Source organism: Minwuia sp. IMCC3009, from assembly GCF_029909415.1.
Taxonomy (GTDB): Bacteria; Pseudomonadota; Alphaproteobacteria; order Minwuiales; family Minwuiaceae; genus Minwuia.
The window spans coordinates 3,174,430-3,191,264 of record NZ_CP123781.1; the positions used below are offsets into that span (position 1 = coordinate 3,174,430).

The following is a 16,835-nucleotide window of genomic DNA, read 5'->3' on the forward strand; positions in this document are numbered from 1 at the left end:
GTGACGCGCGACCTCCCACCAGCCGGCTCCCTTGGCGACAGCGGAGACCAGTCCGGCTTTCAGGCTGTCTTCGATGCGACCGGGCAGACCAGCCTGGTCATCGACCAGGGGCTGCTGCTGCTGACAGCACAGTTCGTACGCTCCGGTCCCGACCTGATCCTGGTCGGCAAGGACGGCAGCCGCGTCCTGGTGATCAATTTCTTCTCCTCCGAGAACCCGCCCGATCTCTACACCCTGAACGGTGCCCGCATCGACGGCAGCCTGGCCGAACTGCTGGCCGGTCCCCGCGCCACGGGTCTGGCGCAGCAGGGCGACGGCGCGCTGGGTGATCCCATTGGCGTCGTCGAGCAGGCGGACGGTGCCGTCTTCATCACCCGCGTGAATGGTACCCGCGAACAGGTCCAGGTCGGCGACCCGGTCTTCACCGATGATGTGGTGGAGACGTCGGAGGACGGCGCGGCGGGCATCCGCTTCAATGACGACACGACGTTCTCCATCGGCGGTGACGCCCGGATGGTGCTGGACGACTTCGTCTACGACCCGGCGGCGAACACAGGCAACGCGGTGGTCAACGTGCTGCAGGGCTCGTTCTCGTTTGTCTCCGGCGCGGTGGCGAAGACCGGCGACGATGCACTGACGGTAAAGACACCGGTTCTGACCATCGGTGTGCGCGGCACCTTCGTGGGTGGCAAGGGCGCGCAGGAGGGCGAGCAGTCCGAGGTCGTGAACCTGCCGCAGGAAGACGGCACGACGGGCAGCATCTTTGTCTCCAACGCGGCCGGTGGCGTGGAACTGAGCCAGGCGTTCGAGGGTACGCAGACGTCGAGCCAGTTCCAGGCTCCCGCAGCACCCAGGATATTCAGCCGGACGGAGATTGAATCGAAGTTCGGCAATGCACTGAGCAACCTGCCGGGCACGCCGCAGGTGGGTCAGAGCGGCAACGACAATGACTCCGGTGGTGACCGTCGCGGCGATGACGGCGGCGGCGCTGCGGGTGAGACGGAAGGTGAAGGCGAAGGCGAAGGTGACGCCGAGGGCGAGGGCGAGGGCGAGGGCGAGGGTGAAGGCGAAGGCGACGGCGAGGAAGAAGGCGAAGGCGAAGAGGAAGAAGAGGTCGAGGGCGACGGCGAGGAAGAGGATGCCGGAGCGGAAGGTGACAGCGGCGAGGGCGAGGCAGCACCGGAAGGTGGCCCTGCGGAAGGCGAAGGCGGAGGTGCAGCCGAGGGCGAAGGCGACGGCGGTGAAGGCGGCGACGGCGGTGAAGGTGAAGGCGAAGGAGACGCTGAAGGCGAGGGCGACGCTGCGGCTGAAGGCGACGGCGAGGAAGGCGCGGCACCGGAAGGTGATGGTGGCGCGGAGGAAGGCGGCGCGGCCGAAGGCGAAGCTGGCGCAGGGGATGGCGCGGCGGCAGATGGCGGAGATGGTGGCGCAGCAGAAGGTGGCGGCGCACAGGAAGGTGATGGTGGCGCGGAGGAAGGCGGCGCGGCCGAAGGCGAAGCTGGCGCAGGGGATGGCGCGGCGGCAGATGGCGGAGATGGTGGCGCAGCAGAAGGTGGCGGCGCACAGGAAGGTGATGGTGGCGCGGAGGAAGGCGGCGCGGCCGAAGGCGAAGCTGGCGCAGGGGATGGCGCGGCGGCAGATGGCGGAGATGGTGGCGCAGCAGACGGTGGCGGCGCACCGGAAGGTGATGGTGGCGCAGCGGACGGTGGTGGTGCCGATGGCGGTGCCGGAGATTCAGGTGGCCAGGCTGATTCGAGTGGCGATTCGGGCTCCGACGGACAGGCCGATGGCGGTGGTGGCGGTCAGCAGGATGGTGGCCCGGCGGACGGTGGTGGTGCCGATGGCGGTGCCGGAAATTCAGGTGGCCAGGCTGATTCGAGTGGCGATTCGGGCTCCGACGGACAGGCCGATGGCGGCGGTGGCGGTCAGCAGGATGGTGGCACGGCACCCGCGTCGGGCAGCCCGTCACCGGGAATCGGCACAGCAACCGGCAGTGGTGGCGGTCAGCAGGATGGTGGCCCGGCGGACGGTGGTGGTGCCGATGGCGGTGCCGGAGATTCAGGTGGCCAGGCTGATTCGAGTGGCGATTCGGGCTCCGACGGACAGGCCGATGGCGGCGGTGGTGGTCAGCAGGTTGGTGGCACGGCGCCCGCGTCGGGCAGCCCGTCACCGGGAATCGGCACAGCAACCGGCACTGGCACCAGCGGAGCCAACACAGGCGGGACGCAGGGTGGCGGGGACAATCAGGCCGCAGGTGGGACCGGAAGTCTTCTTGCCTCCACGGCTCCCCCGGCAACAACGACCGCACCTCAGACCAACACAACCGCGCCGACCCAGGATACAGGGTCACAGAATGACGAACCGCCGGCATTTCAGACCATCAACCGTGGTGGCGGCAACGATGCCATAGCCGGAACTGCCGGCGCGGACGCGATCAATGGCGGCGGCGGCGACGACACCATTCAGGCGCTGGGCGGCAACGACACGGTGCTGGGCGGAACCGGTGCTGACAATATCGATGGCGGCGCGGGCAATGACAATGTCCAGGGCGGCACCGGCGGTGACCTGCTGACCGGCGGAACGGGCAATGATGCTCTCGACGGCGGTGAAGGCAACGACACACTGCTGGCCGATGCAGGTTCGGACGTCCTGACCGGCGGTGCCGGGCAGGACGTCGTCAGCTTTGCGAATGCCACGACCGGTGTCGATGTCAGCCTTGCCAATACCACCGTCAGCGACGGTTTTGGCGGAACCGACACCCTGCAGGGCATCGAATCCGTCATCGGCTCCAGCCACGGCGACCGGCTGGCGGGCGACGATGGCGACAACAGCCTCTCGGGCGGCGCGGGCAATGACACGATTGTCGGCGGCAGCGGTGTCGGCAATGACACGCTGGACGGTGGCGCGGGTACCGACACGGCCACCTTCACCAGCACGTCCAACGGTATTGCCGTCAATCTCGCGGCGGGCACAGCGCAGTCGAACGGCGAGATCAACGAGATCGGCACCGACAGCATTTCCGGCATCGAGAACGTGATCGCCGGATCCGGCAATGACAGCCTGACCGGCAATGCCAATGCCAACAGCCTGTCCGGTCTGGCAGGCAACGACACCCTTTCCGGCGGTGCGGGCAACGACACGCTTGATGGCGGTGCGGGCAGCGATACCGCAAGCTTCGCCGCGACGACGGCTGGTGTCGCCGCAAGTCTGGCAACAGGTACGGCAACCTCGATCAATGCCCAGACGGACGAGATCGGTGCCGACACCCTGATCGGGATCGAGAACCTTGTCGGCGGCTCGGGCGCGGACATTCTGGTGGGTGACGGCTCCGCCAACATCATCGACGGCGGTGGCGGCACCGACCTGATCGACGCTGGTGCGGGCAACGACAGCATCATTGGCGGTGCCGGTGATGATTCCCTGTTCGACAATGCAGGCAACGACACCTTTGTCGGCGGCGACGGAACCGACCTGATCGAATTCGGTGCGGCCACTGGTCCGGTGGTGCTGGACCTTGCGGCGGGCACGGCCACCTCGACCAACGGAACGGAAAGCCTGAGCGGGATCGAGCAGGTCAATCTGACGGACGCGGCCGACACGGCTTCGGGCAGCGCGGCGGATGAACTGCTGAACGGTTTCGCGGGCGCGGACAGCCTGGATGGCGCCGGGGGTGCGGACACCCTGGTCGGCGGTGACGGCGCGGACCGGATTGCCGGTGGTACCGGCGACGACCAACTGTTCGGCGGCAATGACAGCGACTCGATCTCCGGCGGCGACGGGGCCGATGTGGTCTCCGGCAACGCAGGCGATGATGTTCTGGATGGCGGTGCGGGCAATGACACGCTGGCTGGCGGCGACGGCATCGACCGCGCCGATTTCTCCGGCGTGGCGGTCGATGTCACCGTCAATCTGACAACCGGCGTGGCGCTGGCCTCGGACGGGACGGACAGCCTCACCGGTATCGAGGACGTGACGACAGGCGTCGGCGACGACCGGGTGACCGGTGACGGCGCGGCCAACAGCATCGCGACCGGCGCGGGCGCGGATACGCTCACTGGCGGCGCGGGTGCCGACAACCTTTCCGCTGGGGAGGGCACGGATCTTCTCGACTATTCGGCAGACGGTGGTGCATCAGGCGTCAATGTCGACCTGCGGGCGGGCCTGGCAACCGACAGTCACGGGACCACGGACACACTGAGCGGCTTCGAGCAGGTCACGGGAACGGCAGACGCGGACACGCTGGCCGGCGACAGTGCCGACACGACCCTGACCGGCGGCGCAGGCGATGACCGCTTCATCGTTCGTGACGGGGACGGCAACATCACGGTCACCGACTTCACGCCGGGTTCAGGTGGTGGCGAACAGATCGACCTCACCGCCTACGGCTTTGGCGACATCACCGATATCCAGGCCGTAGCGACCGAGTTGAATGGCGATACGGTCATTCAGTTGAACGAAACGCAGACGCTGACACTGCAGAACGTCACAATCGCCCAACTGGTAGCGGATGATTTCACCGGTCTCGGCAATGCCCAGCCCAGCGCCGTCGATGATACTGCTGCGGTGGATGAGGACAGCGCCGTCACGATCGATCTGCTTGCCAATGACGTCGATCCGGATGTCGGCGACACCCTGTTAGTGATTGCCGTGGACGCCACAACGCAGGGCGGGGCGCTGATCACCGACAATGGCGACGGCACCGTCAGCTACGACACGAACGGCGCCTTCGAAACCCTCGCGGCCGGTGTCACTGTCCAGGACAGCTTCAGTTACACAATATCCGACGGCGCGGGCGGCACGGATACGGCGACTGTCTCGGTCACGATCACCGGCGTCAACGACGCACCGGTCGCCACCGCGGATACGGCGACGACCGACGAGGACACGGCCGTCTTCATCGACGTTCTGGCCAACGACAGCGATATCGACGGCGACGCCCTCGGCGTTACCGCCGTTTCCCAGGGCCAGAATGGCACCGTCACCATCGACGCCGAGACCGGCCAGGTGGTCTATACGCCGAACGCGAACTTCAACGGCACGGACACGTTCACCTACACCGTCAGCGACAATGGCACTGGCGGCAGCGGCAGCGGCGGTTTGGTCGTCAATGGTGACTTCGCGAACGGTGGCACCGACTGGACGACGTTTGGCAACGTGAACTTTGACGGCGAACTTGCGACCATGCTCTCCGCCGGCGGTACGGATACACAGATCGAGACGTTTCTCGGCATAGCCCCCGGCTCTCTCGATGCCGCACTGACTGCGGCGGTCGGGTCCGCGCAGAACGCCACCGACGGTTCGGCCATGCTGGCTGACACCCCGCTTGTCCTGGCACAGGCAGCGACACTCTCGTTCGATTTCTCGATCGCCGGCAGCGACCTCGGCAGCAGCTTCAACGACGCGGGCTTCCTGATCATCGACGATCAGGTGCACGTGATCGCGCAGAACCAGTCCGCTGTTACTGCCGGCACTTTCGAGATCGAGATCGCGGCGGGCACGCACACCATCGGCTTTGCTGCCATGAACGAGGGCGACACGATCGTCGACCTGACCCTCACGATCGACAATATCCTGATCGACGGGGGTGTCAGCGCCGATACCGAGACCGTCACCGTTACCGTCAACGCGGTGAACGATGCACCGGTCGCCGTTGCAGATACCATCACGACCGATGAAGACACACCGGTCACCATCGACGTGCTGGCGAATGACAGTGACCTGGATGGTGACGCTCTCACCGTCTCCGCTGTCACCCAGGGCGCCAATGGTGCCGTCGCCATCGATGCCGAGACCGGTGAGGTCACCTACACGCCGGATGCCGATTTCAACGGTGAGGACTCGTTTACCTACACCGTCTCCGACGGCAACGGCGGTGAAGCCACAGAGACCGTGACGGTCACCGTCAACGCCGTGAATGACGCGCCGGTCGCGGTCGCCGATACCATCGCCACCGACGAGGACACTGCGGTCTCCATCGACGTGCTCGCCAACGACAGCGATATCGACGGCGACGCGCTCACAGTCTCCGCCGTCACGCAGGGCGCCAACGGCGCGGTCGCCATCGATGCCGAAACCGGTGAAGTCACCTATACGCCCGACGCCGATTTCAACGGTGAGGACACGTTCACCTACACCGTCTCCGATGGCAACGGCGGCACCGACACCGAGACTGTGACTGTCACCGTCAACCCGGTGAACGATGCACCGGTCGCCGTCGCTGACACCATCGCGACTGACGAGGACACGCCGGTCTCCATCGACGTGCTGGCCAATGACAGCGATATTGACGGCAACTCCCTCACCGTCTCCGCCGTCACCCAGGGCGCCAATGGTGCGGTCGCCATCGATGCGCAGACCGGCCAGGTCATCTACACGCCGGATGCCGATTTCAACGGTGAGGACACGTTCACCTACACCGTCTCCGACGGCAACGGCGGCACCGACACCGAGACTGTGACTGTCACCGTCAACGCCGTGAACGATGCCCCGGTCGCGGTCGCAGACACCATCGCGACGGACGAGGACACACCGGTCTCCATCGACGTGCTGGCCAATGACAGCGACATCGACGGGGACAGCCTCACCGTCTCCGCCGTCACACAGGGTGCCAACGGCGCGGTCGCAATCGATGCGCAGACCGGTCAGGTCATCTACACGCCCGACGCCGACTTCAACGGCGAGGACACCTTCACCTACACCGTCTCAGACGGGAACGGTGGCACCGACACGGAGACCGTCACGGTCACCGTCAACGCGGTGAATGACGCGCCTGTCGCAGTGGCCGACACCATCGCGACGGACGAGGACACACCGGTCGCCATCGACGTGCTGGCCAATGACAGCGACATCGACGGGGACAGCCTCACCGTCTCCGCCGTCACACAGGGTGCCAACGGCGCGGTCGCAATCGATGCGCAGACCGGTCAGGTCATCTACACGCCCGACGCCGACTTCAACGGCGAGGACACCTTCACCTACACCGTCTCAGACGGGAACGGTGGCACCGACACGGAGACCGTCACGGTCACCGTCAACGCGGTGAATGACGCGCCTGTCGCAGTGGCCGACACCATCGCGACGGACGAGGACACACCGGTCGCCATCGACGTACTGGCCAATGACTCCGACGTTGATGGTGACAATCTCACTGTCTCCGCTGTCACCCAGGGTGCCAACGGTGCCGTCGCCATCGACGCGCAGACCGGACAGGTCATCTACACGCCGGATGCTGACTTCAACGGCGAGGACACCTTCACCTACACCGTCTCAGATGGCAACGGCGGCACCGACACGGAGACCGTGACGGTCACCGTCAATGCCGTGAATGATGTTCCTGTGGCCCTTGCCGACACCGGCACGACGAACGAGGACACGGCGGTGTCCATCGACGTGCTGGCGAACGACAGCGATATTGAAGGCGACACGCTGACCGTCTCCGCCGTCACCCAGGGTGCCAATGGTGCCGTCGCCATCGACGCCGAGACCGGTGAAGTCACCTATACGCCGGATGCCGATTTCAACGGTGAGGACTCGTTCACCTACACCGTCTCCGACGGAAACGGTGGAGAAGACACCGAGACCGTCACGGTCACCGTCAACTCGGTGAACGATGCACCGGTCGCCGTCGCGGATACCATCGCGACCGACGAAGACACGCCTGTCAGCATCGACGTGCTGGCCAATGACAGTGATGTGGATGGAGACGCTCTCACCGTATCCGCCGTCACACAAGGTGCCAACGGTGCGGTCGCCATCGACGCTCAGACCGGTCAGGTCATCTACACGCCCGACGCCGACTTCAACGGTGAGGACACGTTCACCTACACCGTCTCCGACGGAAACGGTGGAGAAGACACCGAGACCGTCACGGTCACCGTCAACTCGGTGAACGATGCACCGGTCGCCGTCGCGGATACCATCGCGACCGACGAAGACACGCCTGTCAGCATCGACGTGCTGGCCAATGACAGTGATGTGGATGGAGACACTCTCACCGTATCCGCCGTCACACAAGGTGCCAACGGTGCCGTCGCCATCGACGCCGAGACCGGTGAAGTCACCTATACGCCGGATGCCGATTTCAACGGCTCGGATTCCTTCACCTACACCATCTCGGACGGCAATGGCGGCACGGCCACGGAGACGGTGACCGTCACGGTCGATGCCGTGAACGATGCGCCCGTGCTGGGTTTTGTCCAGGCTTCAGGCGATCCCGTCGAGCTGTCGACAATCGAGGCAGGATCGGGCGGCTTCGTCATCAACGGTGCGGCGGCATATGACGCCGCCGGTTTCCGGGTCAGTGACGCGGGAGATATCAACGGCGACGGACTGGGTGATCTTCTCGTTGCCGCCAAGGATGCAGACCCGAATGGTGCGTCCTCAGGCTCGGTTTTCGTGGTCTTCGGCAAAGCCGATGCCACACCGGTCGAACTGTCAGCCATTGCCGCCGGGACCGGCGGATTTGTCGTCAATGGTGCGGCTGCCAACGACGCGACGGGTTTCTCCATCAGCGCCGCCGGTGACGTCAATGGCGATGGCCTTGATGACCTGATCGTCGGCTCGCCCCAGGTCGGCGCGAACCTTGGACAGGCTCATGTCATCTTCGGCAAGGCGGACGGGACAGCTGTCGAGCTTTCCGACGTCAGCCTCGGCACCGGCGGCTTCGCGATCGACGGCGTGGCCGACCAGGACAGGGCGGGCAGTGCTGTCGCCGGCATCGGCGATCTCAATGGCGATGGGCTCGACGATCTGCTGGTCAGCGCCAAGACCGATGACCCCAATAACACGTCCTCGGGCGCCAGTTTCGTTGTCTTCGGCAAGGCCGACGGGACCAGCGTCAGCCTGTCGAATGTCCAGGCCGGGACCGGTGGCTTCGTCATCAACGGCTTCGAGTTCAATGCCCAGTCGGGCGAGGCACTTGACGGCGGCGGTGACATCAATGGCGATGGCATCGAGGATCTGATCATCGGCTCCCGACTGGCCGACCCCGGTGGTGTCATCTCTGCCGGCCAGACCTTCGTCGTTTTCGGGAAGCTGGACACCACAGCGGTGGAACTCTCCGCCGTGGCTGGTGGCACCGGTGGCTTCGCCATCGTTGGCGAGGCGGAGAATGATTTCTCCGGCTACAGCCTCAGCAATGCTGGTGACGTGAACGGCGACGGCCTCGACGATATTCTCATCGGCGCGCTTGGCAGTGACTACAACGGGAACAATTCCGGCTCGTCCTACGTCGTCTTTGGCAAGGCAGACGGAACCGTCGTCGATCTCGCCTCCGTGCGTGCCGGAACCGGCGGCTTCGCCATCAACGGCGTGTCCGCCGACGATCAGGCCGGACGATTTGTCAGCGGTATCGGCGACCTGAACGGAGATGGCCTGGCGGATCTGCTGATCGGTGCGCCGTTCGATGATCCCAATGGCGCGGATTCCGGTGCGGCCTTCGTTGTCTTCGGCAAGGCGGATGGAGCCGCGGTCGAACTGGCTTCGGTCGAGAATGGTATCGGTGGCTTCGTCATCAATGGTGTCTCGACACTGGAACAGGCAGGTCGCGCCGTCAGCGGCGCGGGTGATGTCAATGGCGACGGTACGAACGACCTGCTGATCAGCGCGCCCTATGCCGATCCCAACGGTACCGATTCCGGTGCCGCCTTCGTGGTCTTCACGGCAAATCCGATTCAGACCGACTTCAGCGCCCTTCCGGCCCAGAGCCTGGACGAGGATACCAGCCTCGGCTTCACCGGTCTGACTGTCACCGATGTCGATGTGGCCGATGGCGATGGCAATATCGAGGTCGTGCTTTCTGTCAGCAACGGCACACTGGATGTCACTGATACCGCCGCCACCATCAGCGGCGACCTGACCGGCTCGGTCACCATCAGCGGCGCGCTGGCCGACGTCAACGCGGCCATTGCCGACTTCACCTATACCCCGGACGCTGATTTCAACGGCATCGACAACGGCGTCATCACCGTTTCGGATCTGGGCAATACCGGTGCTGGCGGCGCGCTGACCGACAGCGAGACAGGCGTGATCACCGTCAATGCCGTGAACGATGCGCCTGTGGCGGTCGCCGACGCGGTGACGACCGACGAGGACACGACTGTCTCCATCGACGTGCTGGCCAACGACACGGACGTGGATGGTGACACCCTCACCGTCTCCACGGTCACCCAGGGCGCCAACGGTGCGGTCGCCATCGATGCGCAGACCGGTCAGGTCATCTACACGCCGGATGCCGATTTCAACGGCGAGGACACGTTCACCTACACCGTTTCCGACGGGAATGGCGGGACCGACACCGAGACCGTCACCGTCACGGTCAATTCCGTCAACGATGCACCGGTCGCCGTCGCAGACACCATCGCGACCGACGAGGACACGCCGGTTTCCATCGACGTGCTGGCGAACGACAGCGACATCGACGGCGACAGTCTCACCGTCTCCGACGTCACCCAGGGCGCCAACGGCGCGGTGGCCATCGACGCGCAGACCGGCCAGGTCACCTACACGCCGGATGCCAACTTCAACGGCGCGGACTCCTTCACCTACACCGTCTCCGACGGCAACGGCGGCACCGACACCGAGACTGTGACAGTCACCGTCAACCCGGTGAACGATGCGCCGGTCGCGGTCGCCGATACCATCGCCACCGACGAGGACACTGCGGTCTCCATCGACGTGCTGGCCAATGACAGCGATATTGACGGCGACGCGCTCACAGTCTCCGCCGTCACGCAGGGCGCCAACGGCGCGGTCGCCATCGATGCCGAAACCGGTGATGTCACCTATACGCCCGACGCCGATTTCAACGGCGAGGACACGTTCACCTACACCGTTTCCGACGGGAATGGTGGCGAGGCTACAGAGACTGTCACCGTCACCGTCAATGCCGTGAATGACGCGCCGGTCGCCGTCGCAGACACCATCGCGACTGACGAGGACACGCCGGTCTCCATCGACGTGCTTGCCAACGACAGCGATATTGACGGCGACTCCCTCACAGTCTCCACCGTCACTCAGGGTGCCAACGGCGCGGTCGCCATCGATGCAGAGACCGGTGAGGTCACCTACACGCCGGATGCCGACTTCAACGGCGAGGACACGTTCACCTACACGATCTCCGATGGCAACGGCGGCACCGACACCGAGACCGTGACTGTCACCGTCAACCCGGTGAACGATGCGCCGGTCGCGGTCGCCGATACCATCGCCACCGACGAGGACACTGCGGTCTCCATCGACGTGCTGGCCAATGACAGCGATATTGACGGCGACTCCCTCACCGTCTCCGACGTCACCCAGGGCGCCAACGGCGCGGTCGCCATCGATGCGCAGACCGGCCAGGTCATCTACACGCCGGATGCCGATTTCAACGGTGAGGACACGTTCACCTACACCGTCTCCGACGGCAACGGCGGCACCGACACCGAGACTGTGACTGTCACCGTCAACGCCGTGAACGATGCCCCGGTCGCGGTCGCAGACACCATCGCGACGGACGAGGACACACCGGTCTCCATCGACGTGCTGGCCAATGACAGCGACATCGACGGGGACAGCCTCACCGTCTCCGCCGTCACACAGGGTGCCAACGGCGCGGTCGCAATCGATGCGCAGACCGGTCAGGTCATCTACACGCCCGACGCCGACTTCAACGGCGAGGACACCTTCACCTACACCGTCTCAGACGGGAACGGTGGCACCGACACGGAGACCGTCACGGTCACCGTCAACGCGGTGAATGACGCGCCTGTCGCAGTGGCCGACACCATCGCGACGGACGAGGACACACCGGTCGCCATCGACGTGCTGGCCAATGACAGCGACATCGACGGGGACAGCCTCACCGTCTCCGCCGTCACACAGGGTGCCAACGGCGCGGTCGCAATCGATGCGCAGACCGGTCAGGTCATCTACACGCCCGACGCCGACTTCAACGGCGAGGACACCTTCACCTACACCGTCTCAGACGGGAACGGTGGCACCGACACGGAGACCGTCACGGTCACCGTCAACGCGGTGAATGACGCGCCTGTCGCAGTGGCCGACACCATCGCGACGGACGAGGACACACCGGTCGCCATCGACGTACTGGCCAATGACTCCGACGTTGATGGTGACAATCTCACTGTCTCCGCTGTCACCCAGGGTGCCAACGGTGCCGTCGCCATCGACGCGCAGACCGGACAGGTCATCTACACGCCGGATGCTGACTTCAACGGCGAGGACACCTTCACCTACACCGTCTCAGATGGCAACGGCGGCACCGACACGGAGACCGTGACGGTCACCGTCAATGCCGTGAATGATGTTCCTGTGGCCCTTGCCGACACCGGCACGACGAACGAGGACACGGCGGTGTCCATCGACGTGCTGGCGAACGACAGCGATATTGAAGGCGACACGCTGACCGTCTCCGCCGTCACCCAGGGTGCCAATGGTGCCGTCGCCATCGACGCCGAGACCGGTGAAGTCACCTATACGCCGGATGCCGATTTCAACGGTGAGGACTCGTTCACCTACACCGTCTCCGACGGAAACGGTGGAGAAGACACCGAGACCGTCACGGTCACCGTCAACTCGGTGAACGATGCACCGGTCGCCGTCGCGGATACCATCGCGACCGACGAAGACACGCCTGTCAGCATCGACGTGCTGGCCAATGACAGTGATGTGGATGGAGACGCTCTCACCGTATCCGCCGTCACACAAGGTGCCAACGGTGCGGTCGCCATCGACGCTCAGACCGGTCAGGTCATCTACACGCCCGACGCCGACTTCAACGGTGAGGACACGTTCACCTACACCGTCTCCGACGGAAACGGTGGAGAAGACACCGAGACCGTCACGGTCACCGTCAACTCGGTGAACGATGCACCGGTCGCCGTCGCGGATACCATCGCGACCGACGAAGACACGCCTGTCAGCATCGACGTGCTGGCCAATGACAGTGATGTGGATGGAGACACTCTCACCGTATCCGCCGTCACACAAGGTGCCAACGGTGCCGTCGCCATCGACGCCGAGACCGGTGAAGTCACCTATACGCCGGATGCCGATTTCAACGGCTCGGATTCCTTCACCTACACCATCTCGGACGGCAATGGCGGCACGGCCACGGAGACGGTGACCGTCACGGTCGATGCCGTGAACGATGCGCCCGTGCTGGGTTTTGTCCAGGCTTCAGGCGATCCCGTCGAGCTGTCGACAATCGAGGCAGGATCGGGCGGCTTCGTCATCAACGGTGCGGCGGCATATGACGCCGCCGGTTTCCGGGTCAGTGACGCGGGAGATATCAACGGCGACGGACTGGGTGATCTTCTCGTTGCCGCCAAGGATGCAGACCCGAATGGTGCGTCCTCAGGCTCGGTTTTCGTGGTCTTCGGCAAAGCCGATGCCACACCGGTCGAACTGTCAGCCATTGCCGCCGGGACCGGCGGATTTGTCGTCAATGGTGCGGCTGCCAACGACGCGACGGGTTTCTCCATCAGCGCCGCCGGTGACGTCAATGGCGATGGCCTTGATGACCTGATCGTCGGCTCGCCCCAGGTCGGCGCGAACCTTGGACAGGCTCATGTCATCTTCGGCAAGGCGGACGGGACAGCTGTCGAGCTTTCCGACGTCAGCCTCGGCACCGGCGGCTTCGCGATCGACGGCGTGGCCGACCAGGACAGGGCGGGCAGTGCTGTCGCCGGCATCGGCGATCTCAATGGCGATGGGCTCGACGATCTGCTGGTCAGCGCCAAGACCGATGACCCCAATAACACGTCCTCGGGCGCCAGTTTCGTTGTCTTCGGCAAGGCCGACGGGACCAGCGTCAGCCTGTCGAATGTCCAGGCCGGGACCGGTGGCTTCGTCATCAACGGCTTCGAGTTCAATGCCCAGTCGGGCGAGGCACTTGACGGCGGCGGTGACATCAATGGCGATGGCATCGAGGATCTGATCATCGGCTCCCGACTGGCCGACCCCGGTGGTGTCATCTCTGCCGGCCAGACCTTCGTCGTTTTCGGGAAGCTGGACACCACAGCGGTGGAACTCTCCGCCGTGGCTGGTGGCACCGGTGGCTTCGCCATCGTTGGCGAGGCGGAGAATGATTTCTCCGGCTACAGCCTCAGCAATGCTGGTGACGTGAACGGCGACGGCCTCGACGATATTCTCATCGGCGCGCTTGGCAGTGACTACAACGGGAACAATTCCGGCTCGTCCTACGTCGTCTTTGGCAAGGCAGACGGAACCGTCGTCGATCTCGCCTCCGTGCGTGCCGGAACCGGCGGCTTCGCCATCAACGGCGTGTCCGCCGACGATCAGGCCGGACGATTTGTCAGCGGTATCGGCGACCTGAACGGAGATGGCCTGGCGGATCTGCTGATCGGTGCGCCGTTCGATGATCCCAATGGCGCGGATTCCGGTGCGGCCTTCGTTGTCTTCGGCAAGGCGGATGGAGCCGCGGTCGAACTGGCTTCGGTCGAGAATGGTATCGGTGGCTTCGTCATCAATGGTGTCTCGACACTGGAACAGGCAGGTCGCGCCGTCAGCGGCGCGGGTGATGTCAATGGCGACGGTACGAACGACCTGCTGATCAGCGCGCCCTATGCCGATCCCAACGGTACCGATTCCGGTGCCGCCTTCGTGGTCTTCACGGCAAATCCGATTCAGACCGACTTCAGCGCCCTTCCGGCCCAGAGCCTGGACGAGGATACCAGCCTCGGCTTCACCGGTCTGACTGTCACCGATGTCGATGTGGCCGATGGCGATGGCAATATCGAGGTCGTGCTTTCTGTCAGCAACGGCACACTGGATGTCACTGATACCGCCGCCACCATCAGCGGCGACCTGACCGGCTCGGTCACCATCAGCGGCGCGCTGGCCGACGTCAACGCGGCCATTGCCGACTTCACCTATACCCCGGACGCTGATTTCAACGGCATCGACAACGGCGTCATCACCGTTTCGGATCTGGGCAATACCGGTGCTGGCGGCGCGCTGACCGACAGCGAGACAGGCGTGATCACCGTCAATGCCGTGAACGATGCGCCTGTGGCGGTCGCCGACGCGGTGACGACCGACGAGGACACGACTGTCTCCATCGACGTGCTGGCCAACGACACGGACGTGGATGGTGACACCCTCACCGTCTCCACGGTCACCCAGGGCGCCAACGGTGCGGTCGCCATCGATGCGCAGACCGGTCAGGTCATCTACACGCCGGATGCCGATTTCAACGGCGAGGACACGTTCACCTACACCGTTTCCGACGGGAATGGCGGGACCGACACCGAGACCGTCACCGTCACGGTCAATTCCGTCAACGATGCACCGGTCGCCGTCGCAGACACCATCGCGACCGACGAGGACACGCCGGTTTCCATCGACGTGCTGGCGAACGACAGCGACATCGACGGCGACAGTCTCACCGTCTCCGACGTCACCCAGGGCGCCAACGGCGCGGTGGCCATCGACGCGCAGACCGGCCAGGTCACCTACACGCCGGATGCCAACTTCAACGGCGCGGACTCCTTCACCTACACCGTCTCCGACGGCAACGGCGGCACCGACACCGAGACTGTGACAGTCACCGTCAACGCGGTGAACGATGCGCCGGTCGCGGTCGCCGATACCATCGCCACCGACGAGGACACTGCGGTCTCCATCGACGTGCTCGCCAACGACAGCGATATTGACGGCGACTCCCTCACCGTCTCCGCCGTCACCCAGGGCGCCAATGGTGCGGTCGCCATCGACGCCGAGACCGGTGAGGTCACCTACACGCCGGATGCCGATTTCAACGGTGAGGACACGTTCACCTACACGATCTCCGATGGCAACGGCGGCACCGACACCGAGACTGTGACTGTCACCGTCAACCCGGTGAACGATGCGCCGGTCGCGGTTGCGGATACCATCGCGACCGACGAAGACACGCCTGTCAGCATCGACGTGCTGGCCAATGACAGTGACGTGGATGGAGACGCCCTCACCGTCTCCGACGTCACCCAGGGCGCCAACGGTACGGTCGCCATCGACGCCGAGACCGGTGATGTCACCTACACGCCGGATGCCGATTTCAACGGTGAGGACACGTTCACCTACACGATCTCCGATGGCAACGGCGGCACCGACACCGAGACTGTGACTGTCACCGTCAACCCGGTGAACGATGCACCGGTCGCCGTCGCTGACACCATCGCGACTGACGAGGACACGCCTGTCAGCATCGACGTGCTGGCCAATGACAGCGATATTGACGGCGACGCGCTCACAGTCTCCGCCGTCACGCAGGGCGCCAACGGCGCGGTCGCCATCGATGCCGAAACCGGTGAAGTCACCTATACGCCCGACGCCGATTTCAACGGCGAGGACACGTTCACCTACACCGTTTCCGACGGGAATGGTGGCGAGGCTACAGAGACTGTCACCGTCACCGTCAATGCCGTGAATGACGCGCCGGTCGCCGTCGCAGACACCATCGCGACTGACGAGGACACGCCGGTCTCCATCGACGTGCTTGCCAACGACAGCGATATTGACGGCGACTCCCTCACAGTCTCCACCGTCACTCAGGGTGCCAACGGCGCGGTCGCCATCGATGCAGAGACCGGTGAGGTCACCTACACGCCGGATGCCGACTTCAACGGCGAGGACACGTTCACCTACACGATCTCCGATGGCAACGGCGGCACCGACACCGAGACCGTGACTGTCACCGTCAACCCGGTGAACGATGCGCCGGTCGCGGTCGCCGATACCATCGCCACCGACGAGGACACTGCGGTCTCCATCGACGTGCTGGCCAATGACAGCGATATTGACGGCGACTCCCTCACCGTCTCCGACGTCAC

1 protein-coding gene (running past one end of the window) is annotated in these 16,835 nt (G+C 64.7%); it reads left to right on the plus strand.

Going from position 1 to position 16,835, the window contains the following annotated elements; all coding sequences use genetic code 11:
- On the plus strand, window positions 1-16,835 hold the 5' portion of the coding sequence (locus QGV55_RS14925; RefSeq protein WP_281023677.1) for a tandem-95 repeat protein. 9,676 nt of this gene lie beyond the right edge of the window; only the first 16,835 of its 26,511 coding nucleotides appear in the window; it begins with the start codon at window positions 1-3; the stop codon falls past the right edge of the window.